The 22,179-nt window shown below is 50.1% G+C and carries 19 protein-coding genes; 9 read left to right on the top strand and 10 right to left on the bottom strand.

The annotated features are described in order from the left end of the window. Nucleotides 1-174 precede the first annotated feature (174 nt). Nucleotides 175-468 (bottom strand): DUF6509 family protein, encoded by a 294-nt coding sequence (locus B9D94_RS29470; protein WP_148248602.1) that lies wholly within the window; start codon nt 466-468, stop codon nt 175-177. Between the two features lie 193 nt (nt 469-661). Here B9D94_RS29470 and B9D94_RS29465 point away from each other — a divergent pair, with 193 nt between their 5' ends. After that, on the top strand, nt 662-1,234 hold the full coding sequence (locus B9D94_RS29465) for a hypothetical protein (protein ID WP_148248601.1): 573 nt from the start codon (nt 662-664) through the stop codon (nt 1,232-1,234). 212 nt (nt 1,235-1,446) lie between these two features. Here the strand turns inward: B9D94_RS29465 and rlmN are convergent, their stop codons facing one another. After that, nucleotides 1,447-2,508 carry a dual-specificity RNA methyltransferase RlmN gene (gene rlmN, locus B9D94_RS29460; protein ID WP_063478113.1) on the bottom strand — a complete coding sequence of 354 codons (1,062 nt, stop codon included), beginning with the start codon at nt 2,506-2,508 and terminating at the stop codon, nt 1,447-1,449. 133 nt (nt 2,509-2,641) lie between these two features. Continuing rightward, nucleotides 2,642-3,835: a 3'-5' exonuclease gene (locus tag B9D94_RS29455; protein ID WP_148248600.1), complete on the bottom strand. Its 1,194-nt coding sequence runs from the start codon at nt 3,833-3,835 to the stop codon at nt 2,642-2,644. A 221-nt stretch (nt 3,836-4,056) separates the two neighbouring features. Between B9D94_RS29455 and B9D94_RS29450 the strand changes: the two genes are divergently transcribed. Further along, nucleotides 4,057-4,560, top strand: a complete 504-nt coding sequence (locus B9D94_RS29450) for a hypothetical protein (protein WP_148248599.1) — start codon at nt 4,057-4,059, stop codon at nt 4,558-4,560. A gap of 131 nt (nt 4,561-4,691) precedes the next feature. On the opposite strand, the gene B9D94_RS29445 is transcribed toward B9D94_RS29450, so the two are convergent. Then, a complete protein-coding gene (locus B9D94_RS29445) occupies nt 4,692-5,651 on the bottom strand; it encodes a metallophosphoesterase family protein (RefSeq protein ID WP_148248598.1) in 960 nt (319 codons plus the stop codon). 194 nt (nt 5,652-5,845) lie between these two features. Between B9D94_RS29445 and B9D94_RS29440 the strand changes: the two genes are divergently transcribed. Both B9D94_RS29440 and B9D94_RS29435 read left to right on the top strand, forming a co-directional pair. Further along, complete coding sequence (locus B9D94_RS29440; RefSeq protein ID WP_148248597.1) at nt 5,846-6,619, top strand: DeoR/GlpR family DNA-binding transcription regulator; 774 nt, start codon at nt 5,846-5,848, stop codon at nt 6,617-6,619. After that, entirely contained in the window at nt 6,619-7,470 is an 852-nt protein-coding gene (locus B9D94_RS29435) for a DMT family transporter (protein ID WP_006207135.1), read from the top strand. Before B9D94_RS29440 ends, B9D94_RS29435 begins: the two co-directional genes overlap by 1 nt. Nucleotides 7,471-7,641: 171 nt before the next feature. Here B9D94_RS29435 and B9D94_RS29430 read toward each other — a convergent pair whose 3' ends face one another. The 5 genes from B9D94_RS29430 to B9D94_RS29410 all read right to left on the bottom strand — a co-directional run bounded on the left by B9D94_RS29430 (nt 7,642) and on the right by B9D94_RS29410 (nt 12,666). Then, on the bottom strand, nt 7,642-8,172 hold the full coding sequence (locus B9D94_RS29430; protein WP_006207136.1) for a cysteine hydrolase family protein: 531 nt from the start codon (nt 8,170-8,172) through the stop codon (nt 7,642-7,644). 270 nt (nt 8,173-8,442) lie between these two features. Further along, nucleotides 8,443-8,922, bottom strand: coding sequence for a MarR family winged helix-turn-helix transcriptional regulator (locus B9D94_RS29425; protein ID WP_006207137.1), 480 nt, complete (start codon nt 8,920-8,922; stop codon nt 8,443-8,445). A gap of 242 nt (nt 8,923-9,164) precedes the next feature. Continuing rightward, nucleotides 9,165-10,058 carry a carbohydrate ABC transporter permease gene (locus tag B9D94_RS29420; RefSeq protein ID WP_006207138.1) on the bottom strand — a complete coding sequence of 298 codons (894 nt, stop codon included), beginning with the start codon at nt 10,056-10,058 and terminating at the stop codon, nt 9,165-9,167. A 12-nt stretch (nt 10,059-10,070) separates the two neighbouring features. Beyond that, the gene (locus B9D94_RS29415; RefSeq protein WP_006207139.1) at nt 10,071-11,006 is read right to left on the bottom strand and encodes an ABC transporter permease; all 936 of its coding nucleotides are present in this window, start codon (nt 11,004-11,006) and stop codon (nt 10,071-10,073) included. A gap of 70 nt (nt 11,007-11,076) precedes the next feature. Beyond that, a complete protein-coding gene (locus B9D94_RS29410) occupies nt 11,077-12,666 on the bottom strand; it encodes an extracellular solute-binding protein (RefSeq protein WP_148248596.1) in 1,590 nt (529 codons plus the stop codon). 391 nt (nt 12,667-13,057) lie between these two features. Between B9D94_RS29410 and B9D94_RS29405 the strand changes: the two genes are divergently transcribed. The 5 genes from B9D94_RS29405 (at nt 13,058) to B9D94_RS29385 (ending at nt 20,575) form a co-directional block, all read left to right on the top strand. Then, complete coding sequence (locus tag B9D94_RS29405) at nt 13,058-14,152, top strand: LacI family DNA-binding transcriptional regulator (protein WP_148248595.1); 1,095 nt, start codon at nt 13,058-13,060, stop codon at nt 14,150-14,152. 36 nt (nt 14,153-14,188) lie between these two features. Further along, complete coding sequence (locus B9D94_RS29400) at nt 14,189-16,381, top strand: GH92 family glycosyl hydrolase (protein WP_148248594.1); 2,193 nt, start codon at nt 14,189-14,191, stop codon at nt 16,379-16,381. A 184-nt stretch (nt 16,382-16,565) separates the two neighbouring features. Next, nucleotides 16,566-18,248, top strand: coding sequence for a spore germination protein (locus tag B9D94_RS29395; protein WP_148248593.1), 1,683 nt, complete (start codon nt 16,566-16,568; stop codon nt 18,246-18,248). Between the two features lie 30 nt (nt 18,249-18,278). After that, nucleotides 18,279-19,376, top strand: a complete 1,098-nt coding sequence (locus B9D94_RS29390) for a GerAB/ArcD/ProY family transporter (RefSeq protein ID WP_148248885.1) — start codon at nt 18,279-18,281, stop codon at nt 19,374-19,376. Beyond that, the gene (locus B9D94_RS29385; protein ID WP_006207146.1) at nt 19,373-20,575 is read left to right on the top strand and encodes a Ger(x)C family spore germination protein; all 1,203 of its coding nucleotides are present in this window, start codon (nt 19,373-19,375) and stop codon (nt 20,573-20,575) included. Before B9D94_RS29390 ends, B9D94_RS29385 begins: the two co-directional genes overlap by 4 nt. A 47-nt stretch (nt 20,576-20,622) precedes the next feature. Here the strand turns inward: B9D94_RS29385 and B9D94_RS29380 are convergent, their stop codons facing one another. Further along, on the bottom strand, nt 20,623-22,038 hold the full coding sequence (locus B9D94_RS29380) for a hypothetical protein (protein WP_076153007.1): 1,416 nt from the start codon (nt 22,036-22,038) through the stop codon (nt 20,623-20,625). Between the last annotated feature and the right edge of the window lie 141 nt (nt 22,039-22,179).

Genomic DNA, 22,179 nt, shown 5'->3' with positions numbered 1-22,179 from the left:
ATTCTGTTATTTTATATCATGCAAATAGCGAACCGATTGTATGCATAGTCTGGCTCTTGATTTTAAGGAATACGCCTGTATGTCTTGAATTACCGCTGAACGATAAATCTGCTGTGTAAAAATGAAAAAAAGACACCCCCGAGGGTGCCTTTTCACAATGCTTCCGGCTCGGCTCTAACCATCCTCTTGCAAATGCTCTTTGCAAAAAGCGGTAAGCTGTTCTTCTTCTTCGGGTTCCATATCGAAGTCCAGATACTGATCCGTGGTCCGCTCATAAAAATCGTACTTGACGATACGCGAGCGCTCCTCGTCATCCAGAAAAATCACCCTTAAGTAAATGCCCTGCTCCGAATAAAGCTCATCATCCTCCGGAACGTCCAGATCACATACAAATTCAAAGCGTTTGCCGGTTAAGATTCCGAACGGATCTTTGACCAACTCCACGCTGTATTCTTTGATTGTCAGCATATTCCCACCCTTTCTATCACCTTACTCATTATACACAACGAAGCCCCAATTCTTATACATTCCTCTAACCGCTGGAATACAGGCCGTTTCCTCAATTGGTCCGTCTCTTGGCATATACCCCTTACCCTGCTCAGCATGAATGTTCTACGATAAAGTATAAACATAGACCCTGCAAAAAAGGAGATGAGGGCAAGTGGCTCATAAGGATCTGCTCACCATCACCATCGAGAAGGGCAATCAGCGTTTCTCCCTGAGCTCGCCGCTTGGAGGCATCGGACGATTTGTTGTTGTCGTCAACGACCAATTCACGAATGCTCCCAATACAACGCAAATCGCCAGCGGCGCAGGAAAGAGCAGCGCATCCGGCAGCAACGCCGCCATCAACTCCCCGCATACGTTCCAGCAGGAAAGCATAGGCGCGGGCGGCATTGCCAAGAACCTGGGACTTAAGCATCCGAGGGATCATTCCTCGAAACACCGCAGCAAGCGCGGCCGGCACAAACAGCTTCAAAAGGAAGTGGTGTTTGTGATCAACAAACAGGTAGCCAAGCTGCCGAGCCGGGGCAGCAGCGCTTCTGCTACGCAAATTGCCAGCGGCGCCGGAAAATACAGCACAGGCGGAACCAACGCGGCCATCGATAGCAAAGGCACCCGGCAGCAGCAAGCAGTCGGAGGCGGAGCCGGTGGCAAAGCAATCAACAAAGAAGTCAAAAAACACGGCCGGATCCACAAGCACCATTCCTATAGCGGTAGAAAAGCTTACTAAGCAATCAGCAGTCCAAGAAGGAAAGGGAGCTGGAGCAATTGATTCCCGTAACATGTATGAGAGCAGGCATAACGGCCCTTTTCAGGGCCGTTATTTCTATCCCGAGTTATAGAAGTCCATGGAAACAGCAAAGAGCATACCCATGGAATGAGTATACTCTTCTTCGCCCGATAAGCCCTGATCGATTGCTGTATCCAGCATCGCCCTCGGTGCTATTGTGCTTTCTTGATCTGCTTGCTCCGCAGCTGTCCGCAGGCCGCATCAATATCGGTGCCATGCTCCAGACGCACGCTGCAGCTAATCCCCTGCTTCTTCAGGGTATCGTAAAATGCGGTAATCGATTCCTTCGAACTCCGCTGATATTGGCTGTGCTCATCCACCGGATTGTAGGGAATGAGGTTCACATTCGCCAGGTTACGACGATCGCCCACGAGCTCTGCAAGCTCAAGCGCGTGCTCGCGCTGGTCATTCACATCTTTCAGCAGAATGTACTCCAGCGTGATCCGGCGATTCGTTTTTTCCAAATAATAATCAATGGCTGCCATCAGCTTCTGAATCGGAATCGCTTTGTTAATCTTCATGATGCGCGTACGAATCTCGTCATTCGGCGCATGCAGGGAGATGGCGAGATTCACGCCGAGATCGCTGTCCGCAAACTCCACGATTTTGTTAGCCAGCCCGCTGGTCGAAACCGTAATATGCCGCGGTCCGATGGCAAGGCCCTTATGATCCTTGATCACGCGGATGAAATCCGACATGTTCTCATAGTTATCAAACGGCTCCCCAATCCCCATCACTACAAGATGGCTGACGCGCTCGTCCTTGCCTCTCTGATCCAGGTGTAGCTGAACCTGCATGACCTGCTCTACAATTTCAGCTGCCGATAAATCCCGACTCTTCTTCAGCAGCCCGCTGGCACAGAAGCTGCAGCCAATGTTGCAGCCCACTTGAGTTGTCACACAGACCGACAAGCCGAATTTATGCCGCATCAATACGGTTTCTATCAGGTTGCCGTCCACCAGCTTAAACAGAAACTTAACCGTCCCGTCGAGCGATTCCTGCTTGGTATGCTCTTCCAAGGTCAGAATAGTATAATGATCCGCGAGCAGCTCCACGCATTCGGGATGCACGTCCGTCATATCCGAAAAAGCAGTGACCCGCTTCCGATACAGCCATTCCCACACCTGTGTTGCCCGAAACTTCTTATGTCCACGCTCGCCAAGCCAAGCGGTCATCTGATCTAAGGTTAATCCATATATGGATGGTTTGTTCATTGATAGGTCCTCTTTCCATTCATAGTCCACCACTCCTTATTGTCCCAAAATTCCGAGGCGAACACAAGGGGAGTTATAGGCAATTCGCGTTCCTGCACGTTCTAAGCTTCCCTGAGGGCAGGGCCTCACCAGATCAGCCCCGCTGTTTACGTGTAAGAAATGCAATCCCATAGCCTATTAACAACGAAAGAGAGATGCCCAGACTATATGTAAAAATATTAATAAAGGCCGTATTTGAATACTGATCCCATTCCCCAAACCGGAATATAGTGGAGCCTGACTCTGATGTTGCCCCGACAAGGTTATGAAAGATCCTATAATAATATCCGACAGCCAACCAGCTTATGGTGCCGTTCATCACGACAAGGAAAGATAACATGCCGCCGGAATACCATCCATCCCTCATTTTTTCCCGGAAAAAGTAACAGGATGCCGCCCCCGTCAGACACAGAAGTACGGCGTATAACGGCACCAGCAGGAATACAATCAAGAGTGCAGGATTGCCATTTCCGGATAAACCACCATTCCATCTCAATCGGAACGTGAATAGATCAACCATACCCGTTAGAGTCATCGTAAGAAAGAATAATACAAGAATACTGAGCATGATCTTCCGCTGGGAATTCGTCAGAGCAGGAAAACGAAGCTTGCGTGAGCCGGTATCTACGCTTCGCTTGGACGGATGCTGAAATCTTTTGACGATCAGCGGTTCGGGGTATTCAAGGTGTTGGATGCTTCTGGCCTTAAGCTCCTGCATCATATCCATCCATATGTGACCGATCAACATGTAATTTCCGATTCTATTGCCACTCTTATGACTTGTGGTCTCGAATCCGTAATAGTCCATCATCATCTCCATCGTGATCTCATCTTCGACTTCAGGATGAAGGCCAGCGAACATTGCCTTGATATCAATACAGGGATTCGCGGGTTCGGGCAGACCATGCCGGGCACATTCACGCTGGAGCAGCGGCAGATCAAACTCATCCCCTCCGTACGTGACAAAGATGCATTCGTTAGCAAAACCGGTAAACATTCCGTACCCCTTCGGGAATCTGGGCGAACCCTCCACATCTGCATTATAGATTCCTGTCGAGACTGCGATCGGCTGCGGAATCGGCCCGGATGGTTTGATATACGTATGGAACGTCTGCTCTTCTTGTATGCCCGTACTGTCCATACGGACGGCTCCAATTTCCACGACCTCCGCGTTCTCTACCTGATCATCGGTGGCCTCCAGATCGAATACACAGAACTTTTGTTCCAGAACATCCTTGATGGACAGCCCCGATAATACGTAAGCTTGCTCCAACATCTGTACCTTCATCGGCAACAACACCCCACCTTCCAAAAAATCATTCCCAACAAATCTAATGCAAAAAGGAGGATCGCCCTGCTTGATCCAATGTACGGTTCCAACAAAAATAAGCACGCTTCGCTCTTTTTTACCAATGTGAAGTCAAAAACAGGGTGTTTCTGCAACCAAGTTATCCAATCAAGTGTTTAGATTAATAAATACAAAAGACAGGGATTGAGGAAAGGAAATTTATGAAGAAGCTGAGGAAACAACAGAAATTAGTGATCACATGTGCAGTGATAATCTTAACAATTTCTTGGATCATTAACTATTACTCGGTTCGCTTGCCTGCTACAAGCCTCATTAGCCATTTTACTACAATAGAAAAAATCTTTTTTTATCACCTGAATGGATCTAACATAACACCTTACCTAATCGAATTCGAGGACAACCATAATGAGCTCAACCAATGGATGAGCATTCTGGATTCCGTTTCGTATACGAGATCAGCAAGATCATTTGTCACCAAAAACATAAGAAATGATGGAGGAGAGACGTTTGCGTTCACTATTTTTTATCGTGACGGTGATGGAGAATTACATGATTACTTCCTCGATATGAATCAAAAAGGTTATGCTATAAGAGGCCAGAACAAAATGTACAAAATGGTTGAAAGGGAGTCCGAGGTGTTTGAACAGCTATCTGCATGTCTTTTTGAAAAAGCCGTTGAAATGCCGGTAAACTCGAGTAAGTGATACTCAAGCAAGCAAAGTAATATTCATGAACGCACAAGTACAATAACCCAATTCATACACCTCTTATGGAACCGCAGGGTTCATTGTCCCGCATATCGTTAAAGAGGTGTATTTGGGGCTATACGCAATAATCAGACAGACATGCCGGGCTCATGCTTATCCTGCTCTCCTATTTGCGAGCCGTTAGCCAGGGTGATCGAGGTGTCAAATTGCCGCTGTCCTTCATGCAGGCGAATGACCCTCGCCCCTCGGAGCATGCCTTCCCGGCCATATGTGCCATATCCGGTGGCCCTGCCGTAACAGAGACGGATGCCGTGCAGTTCGCCCCAATAATCGTTGATGTGATCATGCCCGGCGAAGGTACCCAGCACATCGCCTCTTTCGAGCATCGCCGCGAACAGTCCGGTATTCACCTCCGGGCAGCATACTTTCTCATACTTGCTGCCGTAACACGTCTTCCGCTCCCAGACCTCCTGGTACTCCGGCAGAGGGATATGGAAAAAAGCCAATGCCGGCAGCGGTTTCCCGCTATGCTTAACGCTGTAAGCCATCGAGGCCATTTCATACCACCGGATCTGATCGCGTCGGATCCAATCGTATCCCGGAACGGCAGGGTGTTTGGACTCTCTCCCTGAGTCGAAGAAGTACAGCACGGCCTCTGTCTTGTCCCCATTACTGCCGTATATAGGAAGCGTGTAATTCCCTACGCCATGAATATCCGCCGAACCGTGCTCCGCACAGTTATAGGTGTGCTGCATAGCGACATCCATTAGCTCTTCACGCGTCACATCCCCCTCCGTATCGTGATTCCCGAATACAAAAGCCCAGCGGATGCCGCGGGATTCTACCGAAGCCACGACATCCTTGAAAGCCTGCACCGGATCCTCGCACCTTCTTGAGCCGGGATCAACTTCCCCTGAATAGATCAGATCGCCCGTAAACACGACCAGGTCCGGCTGCTCCAGGTCCAGCACCGTATCCATGCACTGTCGGCTCAACTGATCCTCTGGTTCTCCATTCATCCAATGAATATCGGTAAACTGCACGATTTTGAAGGTATGATCGTCTCCGAATCGAAGAATCGGCTTCATTGCGTATTTCCTCCTTTTATATGGGCATGTGGTTCTGATACACATTATTGTGGTTTTATGTGTATATTAGAGGAGGGAACTTCGTAAAGTCAATGATTTTTCATTGACTTTATGATTTTATCACCCTAATATAAGGATTAATCCACATCATCGGTCAATATCAGTCATACATTATATCGAGGTGAAATAAATAAATGTCCGTTACTTACGAAGATCGCAGGGAGAAAATTCTGCATCAATTAGAACTTGAAGGCAAGGTAAAGGTCCACATTCTCGCCGAACAGCTGGAGGTATCTGCCGAAACCATCCGGCGGGATCTGGACCGTTTAGAGAAGGAAGGCAAACTTCGCAAAGTTTACGGCGGTGCCGTCAAATCGCGCGCCGAGCATATTGAACCATCCTTCACCAGCCGTTCCCAGACTCGCACAGGAGAGAAGGCCGCTATCGGCCAACTTGCCGCATCCCTGGTCAAGGATGGCGAAACGATTTTGCTGGATAACGGAACAACCACGATTGAGGTGATGCGTTATCTCAAGGACCGGTCTCATGTCACGGTCATCACCCACTCGCTGCCTGTGCTCAATCTGGCGATGGAAGTTTTCCAGGGGAAAATTATTTATATCGGCGGCGATATGGACCGCACCAAACAAGCGGCAACAGGCCCTCTCACCGAGATGCTGCTGGAGCAGATCAAAGTGAATAAAGCGTTTATCTCTGTCGGCGGCATCTCGTTAACCGACGGAATTACCGATTATGATCTGGACGAAGCCTATATTTCGCGAAAAATGCTGGAGCGTGCCGAGGAAGGCATCGTTCTCGCGGATCATTCGAAGCTGGGGGTCACCACATTCGCCAAGCTTGCCAAGCTGGAGGATATCTCCATGGTCATTACGGATCGGGGCTGCTCACAGGAGTGGGTGGACAATCTGTCCGCACGCGGCATTGAAGTGCTCATCGGACATCTCTGATGGAATTGCTATCCCTGCTGCTGGTACTGTCATCCGGGCTGACGCATGCGCTTTGGAATCTGTTCACGAAGCGGAGCATTCATAAATCGGTATTTCTGTGGTGCATCCACTCGGTCACTTTAATCTTCCTGATGCCTTATTTTCTCATCGAGATGTCTAAGCTCCAGCTGAGCCCGCACATATACGGCCTGATGCTTCTGTCGATGACAATCCAGGGCTGCTATATTACGCTGCTCTCCAAAGCGTATACCCATGGCGATATGTCTCAGGTATATCCGTTCATGCGGGGGCTCGGCGCCATGTTGACCTCGCTGTGCAGCCTTGTGTTATTTCATGAACAGTTAAAACCATTGGGGTATATGGGGCTTGGTATCATTACTTTTTCGTTATTTGCTTTATCCGGTCTGAGGTTCAGAGGCCCATCGGGCGTGAATCCCAAAGCATTGATCTACGCCTGCCTGGTCGGGCTCTGTATTTCGGGATACACCCTTACCGACAAAGCCATTCTGGATGCGGGGGTTTCCCCCGTCACGCTAATCCAGCTATCCAATATCAGTTATTTCATCGCACTGATCATTCCGGTTATGCTGGCTGGACAGTTGAAGCAGGAATGGTCGGTGAACTGGCGGACGATCCTGCTTGGCTCCGTCCTTGCACCCGGGTCTTACTTATTGTTTCTGTTCGCCATGCGGCTTACCCCGCTTGCACATATCGCTCCGGTTCGTGAAATCAGCACGGTATTCGGCACCATACTCGGCATCCTCGTTCTGCGTGAGCAGCAAGGCTGGCGACGAATCCTCACGTCCATGCTCATCACGTTTGGCATCATCGCCATCGCGCTGTGGGGTTAACCATCGTGATTGCTTGCATCTTGGTAAAGTGTTAACTCTTCATGATTCTCGCTCTGCCGTTCTCGCTTGTCAGAATCTGATTTGCCCTATCAAAATGCGCCGCAGCTTCACGCCCTGCTCCAAGCAGGAGCGTATTCTTACAACGCTCAGAACCCCAAAAAAAGCCGGCGATTATACGCCGGCTTCTTCCGCAAAGATAACTTCCTCCGTTGTCTTGATGCTCGCAAACCATCTGAGGGTAGCATTCTCGTGATCTATGATCTGCTGAGCCGTTAACGCCGCACTACTCCAGGTGCTGTGAGCATCCGACACCAAGGTAACCGCGTAGCCCATACTGGACGCTCTCCTGCACGTGGTATCTACGCATAACTCACTCTGCATCCCCGCCAGAATCACATGTTCAATATCCTGCCGTTTCAGTTCTTCTTCAAGCGTTGTGTGATAGAATGAATCCGGTCTGGTCTTCTGAATGATGACATCCGACATCGCGGGCGCTATTTCGGGATTAATTCTCCACGCGTCGGACCCCTTGACCAGACCCTCGTCATTATGCTGTATGTAAAAAACAGGAACGCCGCCGTTTCTGGCTTTTGCAATGAGCTGCTTGAGATTGTAGAGCAATCGCTCCCCTTCATACACCGGATCATTCACATGAAACATCTCATTCTGTACATCAATGACCAATAGCGCACTCTTCTTCAAAAGAAACAACCTCCTGTACGATTCGATTTATTCACCCCCAATTATAGAACAAATGTTCTTGCGAAGTACATAGAAATCTAGGGCACAACCCTAAAAAAGCTGTACCTCAACAACATTAAAAAAGGAATCCCCTATGAGAGGACCCCCCGTCTACTTCCCGGCAATCAAGCCTGCAGCCGATTCACCGCCGCCACAGCATTCTTGACACTGCATGGATACAACAATTATTGTTCAGTTAATGGAATGGAGGCACCCGGGATAACCTCGGGGCTATTCCTCCTCGGCTTTGAACTCCGGTTGCGCTGCCTTATTCTTCAGGTTATGTTGATGAAGCTTTCTCATGGTTTTGTACAGCTGCTGTAATTCTTGTTCATCCAGAATATCAAACATGGAGGTTTGGAAATCCGACAGCAACGGGATAATCTCTTCCAGCAGGGCTTGTCCCTTCTCCGTAAGGGAGATATACTTCACTTTCCAATCCTGCTTGCGGACAATCAGCCCCAGCTTCTCCAGCCGCTTCACCATGTGGGAAACGCCGCCCCCGCTGATGGAAAGGTATTCAGCCAACTCCTGCTGCGATAAAGGCTGATGTACCATGACCTGAATCAGCACGTCGAATTGGGCAACGGTAATGCAGAAGGGCTGCAGGAATTCATTCGAGATTTGATTGCCGACCTGTTGAAAACGGGTGATCCGAATCCAGGACAGCATCGCCAGCCGGTTCTCTTGACTAAACCCTAATTGCTTCATTTGCTCCATTCACCTCCTCGATCCTAATCTCTGTCAATTTATCACTTAAGTGACAAGCTGTCAAATCAACCTCCGAGCGCTTCGGAACGAACTGTAAACCCAATTTCCCCGTCGTTACAGAATCATATCAATCCAGCTGCATCCCTAACCGCGTTGTCGCCGGATCCCGGGACGGTTTTGGCCTACCCGATGAATTCGGCGACAAACGATAGAGACTGCTGCGGAGAAGCATATGTTGAAGATTATCCTTTGATCGCCCCAACCATGATGCCCTTCTCAAAATACTTGGACACAATCGGATAGAAGACCAGCACCGGAATGCTCGACACCACCACAACCGCATATTTAATCGACTGTTTGATCAGGTTGACCTCGCTCTGGTTGCTGTTCATCATCGCCTGGTTCGCTGCATCCCCCATCTGGTTCTGCACCAGGATTTCCCTCAGGATCAGCTGCAGCGGGAACAGTTCGCGGTCTGACAAATAAATCATCGCGTCAAAATAACCGTTCCATCTGCCTACTCCGTAGAACATCATCATCACGGCGATGATCGGAGTCGATAATGGAAGAACCACCTTGAGCAGCAGCTGCATGTCCGTAGCTCCGTCAATAAACGCGCTCTCCTCCAGTTCAAGCGGAATGTTCTGCTGGAAGTAAGTACGCATAATAATCATGTTGTATACGCTAACGGCTCCCGGCAGAATCATGACCCACATCGTATTGATGATCCCCAGATGCTGGTTCACCAAATACGTCGGAATCAACCCGCCGGAGAAGAACATTGTGAATGTGAACAGAATGGTAATGACGTTCCGGCCCCGGAAATCCCTCCGGGATAACGGATAGGCCGCCAAGGTGGTCATGATGACGTTCACGGCTGTTCCAAGGACCGTGTAAATCACGGCATTTTTGAAGCCCATCCATATATCCGGATTATCGAACACCCGTTTATATCCTTCGAGCGTAAATCCCTTGGGCCACAGCAGCAGAGCACTGTCGAAGATCTGGCGGGGATCGCTGAGTGACGCAAACACAACGAATAACAACGGATATAGAATAAGCAAAGTGACGATCCCTACGACTACAATGTTGATCCAGTTAAAAATTTTATCTTCTCTAGATAGATGAAACTGCATGGTTGCCCCTCCTTACCACAGGCTGGTCTCACTGAATTTCTGCGCGAATTTATTCACCAGATACAGGACGATGAAGTTGATCAGGTTGTTAAACAGGCCTACGGCAGCCGAGAAGCTGTATTCCGCGTTCAATATACCTGACTTGTACATGTATGTTGACAGCACCTCCGACGTTGCAAGGTTTGCATCGTTCTGCATGAGCAGCACCTTTTCGAACCCGACTGACATAACCGACCCCGTGGCCAAAATGGCGCAGATCACAATGGTTGGCATGATCGCCGGAATGGTGATGTACCGGATGCACTGCAAACGCGTGGCGCCTTCCAGGTAAGCCGCTTCATATTGATCCTGCGGAATGCCGGACATGGCGGCAGTATAGATCAGCGTTCCCCAGCCCACGGTCTGCCAAATGCCCGACCAGACAAAGACATGCGGGAACAGCTTCGCACTGCCGACAAAATCAATCGGCGTACCGCCGAAATATTGAATGACCGTATTGATCACACCGTCGACCGGGGACGTGAAGAACGTAACCATGCCGACAACGATAACAATCGAAATGAAATTCGGAATGTAGGAGATGGTCTGTGCAAGCGATTTGTACTTCTTGCGGCGCAGCTCATTGAACATGAGCGCCAGAATGATGGGAAGCGGAATTCCGACCAGGAGGCTGTACAGACTGATTCTTAGCGTGTTAATGATGACATCCCAGAAGTAAAAGGCGTTAAAGAACCGTTCGAAGTGGGCAAATCCCACCCAGGGGCTGTCCATAATGCCAAATGCGGGAGAGTAATCTTTAAACGAGATGATAATCCCGTACATCGGGATATAATTCCATATGATTAAGGAGGTCAGCGGCAGCAGCATCATGAAGTACAGCCACTTTTGCTTCAAAATGGATTTGCGTTTCGGTTTAAGGAACGGCTTCTTGTGAAGTGAAGATTCCATGGTTTTCCCCTCTCCTTAGAATTTAAAATTTGGGGAGATTCAAGAAGAATCTCCCCAACAAACGGTCCTTTTAGCTCTCTTTATAACGTTTGTATTGCGTTTGCTTGATTTCCAGATATTTATCCGAGCCCATCTTCTTCAGCTGGGCAATATAGTTATCCCACTCTTTGTCGATATCCTTGGTACCCGTTACAAACTCCACGCGCATCTGCCCAACATAGTTGCCAACGTCTGCAATGATGGAGGAAGATTCATTCGCTTCCTGGATCGTTGCCGGCAGATCCGGCAGCATAACGCTTGGCAGGGTCTCTTCCGTCAGATCCGTGTATACCGGCGCCTCTTTGCGGCCCGCAGCAGCTCTAACCTCAGGGGAGAGCTCGATGTACGGGAAGTAACCGCCATATACGTTATCCACGTATTGGAATGCGCCCAGTCCGATGCCGTCTTTATAGTTCAAGATTTCATCGATATAGACTTTCTTGCCGTCTTCCACATTGTAAGTAACGCCTTCCTTGCCCAGGTAACCGAATACGCTGCCTTCCTCACTGTAGAAGTAGTCAACCCATTTCAGGATCGCGCCCGGGTCCTTCGCATCCTTCGTTACAACCAAACTGGAAGCCCCCGCAACCTGGGAATCGGTCAACGATGCGGTATCTCCGTCAGGACCTGCAAGCACGTTGATGGCTACAAAATCATCCTTTATGCTCTCCCCGATATAATCGATGGCCGCCCAGTTCCATGCGCCGACAGTGTCCTTGGCAGCGTCCGCCGTCCACTTATCGTAGTCCACGCCGCTGAAGGCCTGTTTGTTGATCGCGCCATTCTTGTACATCCGGTTCTCATACTTCAAGAGCTCCTTGTATCCATCGGCTGTAATCGTCAGTTGAATCTCGTCGTTGTCATCGACATAAATAAAGTTTCCGAGCGCCTTCCGTCCACCGTTGCCGATGCCGAAGGAACCCATCATCATCTGTTCGAACGTCCAGCCGAGCGAGCCGCTTGGCATATACCAGCCCTGCTCATCGTTCACGCCATTGCCGTTCGGGTCCTTGGTCACAAATGCCATCAAGGCTTCCTCCAGCTCGGCCGTTGTTTTGGGAACCTCCATGCCAAGGTTGTCCAGCCATTTCTTGTTGATCCATAAGCGGATCGTCCGGTTACCCTCCGGGTATGGATCGATGTAAGGGGTTGCATAAATGTGACCGTCTGCGCTGGTCAAGCCTTTTCTTACATCTTCATTCTCTTCGAGATATTTTTGCAGATTCGGCGCATGCTCTTTAATGAGCTCTTCCAGTGGCAAGAACAGGCCTTGCTGACCATACTTCAGCAATTCTCCGTTGCTCCAGTCGACTTGATAGAACGCATCCGGCAGATCGCCTCTCGTCAAAATCACGTTCTTCTTCTCCCCGATGTCGGTGAGCTCTTCCCATTTCACCTTGATCCCGGACATCTTCTCATATTCCTGCCACATCCACAGCTCGCTGGATGCAGGCCGTAAATTGTTCCAGCTTGGCCGTAAAAGCGAAATTTCTTTTGTATCGGCAGATGCATTACCTTTCGGATCCTGTGCTTCCCCGGACTTTCCTCCGCAAGCCGTAACAAGCAGAGCAGATGCCAGCAACAACGACATGACAACCTTCCCTTTTTTAGCGCGAAACACTCCATCAACCCCCAATATTTGATATATCAATTAATTCATAAATCCGATTATAAGATATACCAATTTATTTGTCTAGCGCTTACATTTCTATTTATTGGGGTTGGAAGCGTTTAATCTTGAAATATAACGTAGGGAACTATACTATGAAACTAGAAGTTCATGATTTTCGTTTGAACGTTGGCAATGGAAACTAAAGCCGGCAAAAGCCCTTTGCCCTGCCTATATGCACAATTGCCAAGGGTTGGACTACGTACATAAAAAAATGGGTTTGCCTATGTCTCTTGTCTTTCGTATATTCAACATAACCACTGTATTTTCACATTAAAAACATCATTAGACTTTGACATATACGCCGCGAAATGATATATCAAATTTAGCGAGGAGATCCGCTATGGAACAAATTCCACTATATCAACATATCGTAAATGCGCTTACTGCCAGGATAGAATCCGGAGAGCTTCAGGCTGGAGACCAGCTTCCGACCGAAGCTGAAATTTCGAAGGAATACAACGTAAGCCGAATCACGTCGAAGAGGGCACTGACCGAGCTGGAGAATGCCAAGCTGATCCATCGGGTTCAGGGGAAGGGAAGCTTCGTGAATGCCGCCAAGGCTCCGCACCGTCCTGTGAGCAGGACCAGCAAGGAGATACTGCTGATCCTTCCGTTCTCGCATAACCCGGGACTTGGTGATTATGAAAAGGGTATTAACGAATATCTTGCAACAACCAACTATACCCTGAACATTCAGTCCAATACGATTGTCAGTCAACGGAAGCTGCTGGAGTCCGCACTTCAAAGTACGAATTCAGGATTAATCTTCTATCCGGTAAGCAGCATTTCGGATCTTGGCATTCTGTACCAATACCACCTGGCGAAGTACCCGCTCGTGACGATGGATAAATGCATTGAGGGTATTCCGTTCCTGTCGGTTGTCTCGGATAACTTTGATGGCGGGTATCAGGCATCCAAGCATCTGATTGAGAATAACCATAAGAAAATCGCTTTTATCTCCTCCTTGAAGGTAGAGAATTCCTCTTCCATTCGAGAGCGATATTTCGGTTACCTGAAGGCTCTGTATGATCACAGCCTGATCGATTACAGCGTGAGCGATTTAACTGACCGTTATTTGACCCATGACAACGATAATGGCAGGGAATATTATATCCAGTTTATTCAATCCGTTATGGCACAAGGGATTACGGGCATCGTTGCCGAGAATGACCTGATTGCGATCGAGATTATTCAAATCGCCAAAGAGCTGGGCCTCTCCGTACCGGATGACTTCTCCGTTGTCGGTTTTGATAACATTCATCTTGCTGGCTTCGTTGAACCCAAGCTGACGACCATATCCCAGGATTTTGGACGGATGGGATATCAGGCCGCGCAAAGCCTGATCACACTGATCGAGAGCCCCAAGGATCAACCGCTTGAGCATGTTGTGGTTCCGGTTCAGCTCATCGAGCGCCAGACCGTAAAGAAACTGTAAGACACTTCATTTCTGAAAACCAAAGGAGACTTTTGCATGCTGCACTATATCGATACTCGACAAGGCTCCAACAACCAACATGCCTATTCCAACGGGAATACGCTTCCTTACACCGGTGTGCCTTTTGGCATGAATCATTATGTCGTACAGACCCACAATGAGGGAAGCTGGTTCTTCAACCCCAATGACCGCGTGTTCCAAGGCATCCGACTGACCCACCAGCCAAGTCCGTGGATGGGCGACTTCGCCCACTTCCTGATGACCCCGATAGCGGATGACAAAATCAGAGGGTCCGTCTTCACCTGTCAAAGTTCCTACCGCCCGGAAGAAGCGACATTCAAGCCGCATTACGTGAAGGTGAAGCAGCAGCGCTATAACATCACAACCGAGCTGGTTCCCAGCTGCTACGGAGCGGCGATGCGCATGAAGTACCATTCCGGACAGCAGGCCGGCTTCGTGCTGAACGCGAAGGGCCAAAGCGAGTTCAAGCTTGATGCTGCCCGTCGCAGAATCACCGGCTATATCAGCAACTTCTCGGGCTGCCACGATGATGGGTTCCGGATGTACGTAGCCATGAGTTTCAGCAAGGACATCGACCTCGGGGCGACGGGCCAATACGATGCCGAGGGCCAATTCTCCCGTGAGGTAGATTTTAGCGGCGTCAATCAGCATGCTGTCCTGCGTTTCATAGAATGTGAGCGAGATACCCTCGATGTGAAGCTGGCCACATCCTTTATCAGCATGGAGCAAGCGGAGCTTAACCTTACACGCGAGCTGGATGCATCCTTCGAAGACCGGCAGGAGGCGGCTGCGCAGGCCTGGAACCATTACTTGAACAAAATCCAGGTTACCCATACCAATGAGGAGTACTTGCGAACCTTCTATACCTGCTTGTACCGTATGTTCCTGTTTCCGCAGAAGTTCTATGAGCTGGATGCCAACATGGAGCCGGTCCACTATGATACAACTGCCAGAGCCGTCAAGAAAGGAATTCTGTATACCAATAACGGATTCTGGGATACCTACAAAACCGTATATCCGCTGTACTCCATCATCGCGCCGAAGGAATATGAGGAAATGCTGGAGGGCTACCTGAACTCCTACCGCGAAACCGGCTTCCTGCCGAAATGGCTGTCGCCTGATGAGCGCGGACTGATGCCGGGTACGCTTATTGACGCCGTCATTGCCGATGCTGCCGCCAAGGGCATTGCCCAGGACCTGATGCCAGAGCTGCTTGCGGCGATGCTGACTGCAGCCACCACGCAAAGCGAGAAGAACTGTTATGGTCGTCAAGGAACGCTCGATTACATCAAGCACGGCTATGTTCCGAGCAGCTATCATGAGAGTGTCAACCACACGCTGGATTACGCCTACAGCGACTACTGCATCAGCCGCGTAGCCGATGTGCTGGGGAAACCGGATATGGCGGATCATTACCGACAAAGTGCGCTCAATTACCGCAATATCTTTGATGCAGAGACCGGATTTATGCGGGCCAAGGATCAGAACGGCCAGTTTCGTCCAGATTTTAACGACACGAGCTGGGGACTCGATTATGCTGAGGGAAGCGCCTGGCAGACCAGCTTTGCCGTATTCCAGGATTTCCAGGGTTTGATTGAGGCGTACGGTTCGAAGGAACGTTTTTTCGACAAAATAACCGAATTGTGCAATAAAGCGCCCGACTTCGACGTGCGGGGCTATGGCTTTGAAATTCATGAGATGAGTGAGATGGCTGCCATCGACTATGGCCAGTTGGCAATATCCAATCAGCCAAGCTTCCATATTCCTTATCTGTTCAGCTATGTGGGGCAGCCTGCCTCATCCCAGGTTGTCATTAAACAGCTGATGACCAACCTGTTCAACAGCGGCTTTAACGGATTCCCGGGCGACGAGGACAACGGAAGCATGTCAGGCTGGTACGTGTTCAGCTCCATGGGCTTCTATCCGGTATGCCCGGGCAGCAATGAGTATGTGCTCGGTATTCCGCTGTTTGACAGCGTAACGATTGAGCTGCCGAATGGCAAGCAGATGCACATTTATACCGACAACAATAACCCGCAGTCCAATTTCGTTGCGAATGTCCAACTGGAGGGGCAGGATTATACCAAGCTGTACATTACGCATGACGATATTCTGGAAGGCAAATCCCTAAGCTTCCGTCTCGGACTCGCACCAAGCTACCGTTCTTATGAGGCAGAAGAACTGCCGTTCTCGATATCGAAGAAGTAAAGACCACATTGATATCTATATAGATTGATCCAAGGGACATCCAACCGGGCCATATCACGGTTCCGGGGGACGTCCCTTTTTTTGTTGGTCCGAAGTAGCACCGGATGAAAATAAAGGAATTATTAACAGCCTATAGGGCAACAATACCCTTGCATTCATTTTAAACAACGCAGGGGTGATTGGTTTGTTGTCAATGGTTCTCCAACATATTCCCAGCTGGATCATTCTTGTTCAAGCCCTATTGCTTCTTATCATCCCGCTCCTGCTGCTTAAGCTCACGCGCTGGCTCAGGAAAGCCCTGAACGGGCGTCATTCCGCACGCAGCGACATGCGTTCCGCTGCCGAAATGGAGAAGAAAAGCGGGAAGGATTCCACGCATACAGTATTTAAACTAACGGGTCAATACGCTGCCGAAATCACGCTCATTCGCGAACATACCAGTCGCAACGCCGATGTGAAGATCCGAGAATTCACGATCAAGGGGACGCAAACCCGTGTTGCCGTACTGACAATCGATGGTTTATGCGACAACGATATCATCGACACCCATCTCATTACGCCGTTAATGCTGAGTGGTGTGCCTGAGTCTGAAGCAGACGGCTTCGCCGACTCCAGCCACTCCATCAACAGCTATCTGAAGACGCGACTGTTGCCTGTCACGGATATCGCGGAGACCCAGACTCTCGGGGATCTGGTTCAATCCGTCTTGATTGGTACAACCGGTTTGCTGGTGGAGGGGATGGAGGGCGCCTTCCTTCTCTTCTCGGCAGGAGGCAAAAGCCGCAGTCTGGAGGAGCCGCTATCCGAAGCTCTGCTTCGGGGACCGCGTGTGGGTTTTACAGAAAGGCTGGCGGACAACACGGGACTGCTCAGGCTTCACGGAAAAAACGAAAGCCTCTCGATTACCCGGCATCAAGTCGGAACCCGCGTGAAGAAAGACCTCGTCATCGCGTATATGAAGGACATCGCCGATGATGGGCTTGTCCAGGAAGTCACGCAGCGAATCCAGCGAATGGATATCGATGACCCTCTGGAATCCGGGTACGTGGAGCAGTTGATTGAGGACAACATCCTGAGCCCCTTCCAACAAGTGCACAATACCGAAAGACCGGACCGGGTGATCGGTGCTTTACTTGAGGGGCGTGTCGCCATCCTGCTGGACGGGACCCCTTTTGCTCTGATTGTCCCCGTTACCTTCAGTATGCTGCTGCAGTCACCTGAGGATTATTACGAACGCTGGATATCCGGTTCCTTCGTTCGTTTGCTTCGCATGCTGGCAGCCATGCTGGCACTTCTCGCTCCGGCACTGTACGTATCCTTTATCTCGTTCCACCCCGGTCTAATTCCGACACGGCTAGCCCTCTCAATAATCGAGACCAGACAGGGAGTCCCCTTTCCCTCCTTGCTCGAAGTACTCATTATGGAAATTGCCATTGAGATCTTAAGAGAAGCCGGTATTCGCTTGCCCAAGCCAATTGGCCCCGCGATGGGTATCGTTGGTGGTCTTATTATTGGCGACGCCGCCGTTAATGCAGGGATTGTCAGCCCGTTTCTGGTTATTGTTGTTGCCGTTACGGCTATCTCTTCGTTCACCATTCCGAGTTACAGTGCAGGCATCAGCCTCCGGTTCCTTCGATTCATCGGCATGTTCTGCGCTGCCTTCCTTGGATTGTTCGGTGTTGTCATGTTCTTTCTATTCCTCTGCAGCCATATCGTCAAGCTGAGATCCTTCGGTGTCCCGTATGCAAGCCCCTTGGTGCCTTACCGATTCAGTGACTGGAAGGATTTACTCATCCGTTTGCCGCTGCAAGTCATGAAGGAGCGCCCTCAAATGATCAAGACCAAGGACTCGGATCGAAAAAAGTAAATGTTGAAGAATATGGCGGAGGTGACACCGATGAACCGTTCGAGTGATCAAATTACGACTGCACAGGCTGCAGTCATCATTATTAACTACATGCTGGGTGCAGGTATTTTGACATTGCCGAGAACGGCCGTCACAGCAAGCAATTCACCTGACGTATGGATCTCGGTCCTTCTCTCAAGCCTGCTGATTCTTCTGGCCGGATTCGTTATCGTGAAGCTTTGCCGGAGATTTCCCGGTCAGACCTGGTTTCAATTCGTGCCTCAAATTACAGGCAAAGCAATTGCATTTCTGATCAGCCTGATCACCATCGGCTACTTACTTACCATCTCGGCTTTTGAGCTCAGAGTCATGGCAGAAGTCACGGGGATGTTCCTGTTAGAGGGAACACCCATGTGGGCGATCGTGATGACCTTTATGTGGGTTGGCCTCTACCTGACTACAGGTGGGATCGGCAGCATAGCCAGGCTCTTCGAGATTATTCTGCCCATCACTCTGGTCATCTCCATCATTACGTTCTCGCTCAGCAGCGGGTTATTCGAGATCAACAATCTGCGCCCCGTACTGGGCTCCGGCGTAATGCCCGTGCTTCAGGGAATGAAATCGACGACGCTCGCATTTGCCGGCTTTGAGATCATGCTCATCATTATGGCATTTATGAGCTCTCCCCAAAAAGGAATGAAGGCCGTTACTTGGGGGACGATCGTCCCTACGTTTGTCTACCTGGTTGCGCTAGTCATGACCATCGGTGGTCTGTCCCTCGGCGGCGTCAAGGTTGCCACCTGGCCCAGTCTGGATTTAATCCGAAGCTTCGAAATTCAAGGCCTGATCTTTGAACGGTTCGAATCCCTGCTGCTTGTCATCTGGATTATGCAGATTTTCTCGACCTTTACCATAACGCATTATGCCGCATCACTCGGCTGGTCACAGCTATTCAAGAAGAACATCCGCCCCTTTCTGTTCATGATGCTGCCGGTTATTTTCTTGATTGCCGTCATCCCGAAAAATATCTCGGAGTTATTCAAGCTGGGGCAGATTGTGGGCAATGTGTCGGTTTATTTATTTGGCACCCTTCCATTTTTCCTGCTGATCATCAGCAAGATTCGCCGCAAAGGGGAGACTACCAATTGAATCAGTCTGCACGTACTCTGAGAATCGTGCTCACATGCGTCATACTGCTTACGACGACGGGGTGTTGGAGCAACGATGAGATCGAGGAATTAAATCTATATGTAGGCCTTGGAATGGACGTTGCCCAAGAGTCCAAGTTTGAGAAGCAGGTCAATGAGCAGGGAGGGCATTATCCGAAAAAAAAGAACATGACCATCACCGTTCAAATCACCCCCCCGTCCAGCGGGCAAAAGAAGAACCAGAACTCATCATCACCGCAAGGGGGCAAGTCTTATCTGAACGAGCGCTTGACTGGTGATTCCGTGGTTCAAATCCTTCGGCAATTTGCTCTAAGACGAGAGCGCCCCTTGATTGGTCATCACTTGAAGGTCATTGTCCTGTCCACCGAATTAGCAAAGAAATATAATCTCGAGCAGCTCCTGGACTATATTATGCGGGATAACGACATCCGGCCCAGCTGTCTCATCCTGATCAGCCACGGAAGTGCAGTGGAAGCGTTGAGTTCATCGGAGCCCGGGGAAATTCCCGCCTTATATTTGACCGGGCTGTTTGATAACCATCAATTATCCAACAAGATTCTGCCTGCCATGTCACTGGTCAAGCTCGATGGCATGATGCAATCCGGTTCGAGCTTTCTGCTGCAGAATGTCATTACGGCCGAGGGCGAGCACAAATTCTCCGGAGCAGGCATCTTCAAGGGAACAAGCAAGAAGTGGATCGGCAGTCTAAACCAAACGGATCTGGAGGGCTTATCCTGGATTACGGGCAAAGTCAGAACAGGCGCTTTGAAAACCTATAAACCGAGAACCGAAGATACGATAACCTATGAACCAAAAGTAACGAAGAGCAAGATCACTCCCATCGTTCGAGGGGATCAAATTTCATTCCATGTCGAGGTCGCATCCAGAGGAGCCCTGATCGAGGACTGGAGCAGTCCGCAGCATACAGCAACCGAGTCTTACCAGGATGAGCTGGAGGGCTACTTTGAGGATACGGTCCGCGAACAAATTCGGCAGGTACTCTACAAAATGCAGGAGTCCTATCATGTCGATGTCGCAGGATTCGGAGAACAGCTCCGAATCAAGCATCCCCGGTTATGGAAAAAGGTTGAGAAGAACTGGGACGAGGCCTTTAGCAAGGCCAACGTAACGTATGATGTGAAGATTAACATTACCAATTATGGTTCTTCCATGAGATAAAGCGCTGCCCCTCAAGAGACAGCGCTTTTCCTTCTGTCGTTTGCCACTTACACCAGGAACATGGCCACAACCGTGGTAACGGTAAGACCGATCAGCACTGGCTTTAAATTACGCCTTGCGAGCTCAAAGGGACTGACGCCGCAAATGGCAGCGGCCGGAATCAGTGCCCACGGTATAAGAGTGCCTCCCCCCACCCAAATTGCGGCAACCTGCCCAAGCGCGGTCAGCGTAGCTGCACCTGATCCGATGGCCGTTGCAAACAATTGCGCGATCGAGCCGGCAAGCGATATGCCGGAGAAGCCCGAGCCGTCCAGGCCCGTAATTGCACCGGTGATGGTCAACGTTACTGCGCCCACCGCGCCGTTTAGCGGCACCGCATTCGCAAGCGCAACCCCCAGGTCGTTCACGATCCCATGGGAAGCTTCCGGAAGTACTTTGCCAAACAAATCGGTAAACGCCGCATCTCCGAGATAGAAGAATGCCGCTATCGGAATGACGGGTCCGAATACTTTGAATCCAAACACGAAGCCCTCAATTAAATACGAGGTGACCTTCTCTAGTCCGCGGTTGCGATGTGCTACCAGCGTAATGATGCTTAAGATAAGGACCGCGGTTCCGCCGACCAAGGCTGTTGCATCCCCGCCCTGCAGCTTCAGGATGAACATGGCCGCAACGTCGGCAGCAAACAGCAGCAGAATGGCGATAGCCAGCCATCTCTTCATGCCAGGAGAAATAGGAGCAGCAGCGTCATCCTCTTCAGAACGTGCGGCGAGTGTCTCTCCTGTGCTCTTGATGGTGACCAATCCATCTCTCCAGCTGCCGTTCCGCTGATCTCTTCGCATCATCCAGAATGCCGTCACCGTTGTTACAACTCCCATCACAATGACAAGCGGAACGCTCGCTGCCATCACGGTGGATACCGGCAGACCGGCGGCATCCGCAGTCAATTTAGGCGCGCCCTGGATAATGTAATCCCCGGACAGCGCTATGCCGTGACCGAACAGGTTCATGGCTACCGCAGCACCAAGCGCGGGCAGTCCCACGCGAATGGCTACAGGCAGCAGCACAACTCCGATTAACGCAACCGCCGGTGACGGCCAGAAGAAGAAGGACGTTACCATCATGATGATGCCGATTCCCCAATAAGCCATGGCCGGGGTACGGAGGAACCGGGTTAGCGGGGCTACCATCGTTTCGTTGATGCCGGTCTTGATCAATACCCTGCTCATCGCTACAATGATCGATATGATCATGATTGTACCCATCAGCTCTTTCGTAGCATAAATGAAGGAATTAAACACGCCGGAGACCGAGCCGCTCAGCGTTTCCGTTGCCAGCAGGCCAAGCGCAAATATTCCGGTCACGCATATAAGCGTTGTATCGCGCCGCCGGATCAGCAGCGTCATGATCAGGACGATGAACGCCAGGTAAACCCAGTGCATCGCGGTTAATTGAATTCCCATATGAAGTCACGCCCTTTCCCAGGCAGCAGGTTTGTGACTACATCTTATGCGTGGGCCTGGGCAAGGGTTCATAACCCGTACTAACTCACTCTGGCATTTCATATACTTGGTAAACTGCGACCTGTTTCATCAGTTGCTGGC

Origin of the sequence: Paenibacillus sp. Cedars (assembly GCF_003184205.1) — a bacterium.
GTDB lineage: Bacteria > Bacillota > Bacilli > Paenibacillales > Paenibacillaceae > Paenibacillus_AQ > Paenibacillus_AQ glucanolyticus.
Note: the sequence above shows the minus strand (reverse complement) of the source record. Positions and strands in the feature narration are given on the sequence as shown.

What these genes read in the sequence shown, in the direction of transcription:
- B9D94_RS29470 (WP_148248602.1), bottom strand. Translation starts at nt 468, where the DNA reads ATGCTGACAATCAAAGAATACAGCGTGGAGTTGGTCAAAGATCCGTTC.
- rlmN (WP_063478113.1), bottom strand. Translation starts at nt 2,508, where the DNA reads ATGAACAAACCATCCATATATGGATTAACCTTAGATCAGATGACCGCT.
- B9D94_RS29455 (WP_148248600.1), bottom strand. Translation starts at nt 3,835, where the DNA reads ATGAAGGTACAGATGTTGGAGCAAGCTTACGTATTATCGGGGCTGTCC.
- B9D94_RS29450 (WP_148248599.1), top strand. Translation starts at nt 4,057, where the DNA reads ATGAAGAAGCTGAGGAAACAACAGAAATTAGTGATCACATGTGCAGTG.
- B9D94_RS29445 (WP_148248598.1), bottom strand. Translation starts at nt 5,651, where the DNA reads ATGAAGCCGATTCTTCGATTCGGAGACGATCATACCTTCAAAATCGTG.
- B9D94_RS29440 (WP_148248597.1), top strand. Translation starts at nt 5,846, where the DNA reads ATGTCCGTTACTTACGAAGATCGCAGGGAGAAAATTCTGCATCAATTA.
- B9D94_RS29435 (WP_006207135.1), top strand. Translation starts at nt 6,619, where the DNA reads ATGGAATTGCTATCCCTGCTGCTGGTACTGTCATCCGGGCTGACGCAT.
- B9D94_RS29425 (WP_006207137.1), bottom strand. Translation starts at nt 8,922, where the DNA reads ATGAAGCAATTAGGGTTTAGTCAAGAGAACCGGCTGGCGATGCTGTCC.
- B9D94_RS29420 (WP_006207138.1), bottom strand. Translation starts at nt 10,058, where the DNA reads ATGCAGTTTCATCTATCTAGAGAAGATAAAATTTTTAACTGGATCAAC.
- B9D94_RS29415 (WP_006207139.1), bottom strand. Translation starts at nt 11,006, where the DNA reads ATGGAATCTTCACTTCACAAGAAGCCGTTCCTTAAACCGAAACGCAAA.
- B9D94_RS29405 (WP_148248595.1), top strand. Translation starts at nt 13,058, where the DNA reads ATGGAACAAATTCCACTATATCAACATATCGTAAATGCGCTTACTGCC.
- B9D94_RS29400 (WP_148248594.1), top strand. Translation starts at nt 14,189, where the DNA reads ATGCTGCACTATATCGATACTCGACAAGGCTCCAACAACCAACATGCC.
- B9D94_RS29390 (WP_148248885.1), top strand. Translation starts at nt 18,279, where the DNA reads ATGAACCGTTCGAGTGATCAAATTACGACTGCACAGGCTGCAGTCATC.
- B9D94_RS29380 (WP_076153007.1), bottom strand. Translation starts at nt 22,038, where the DNA reads ATGGGAATTCAATTAACCGCGATGCACTGGGTTTACCTGGCGTTCATC.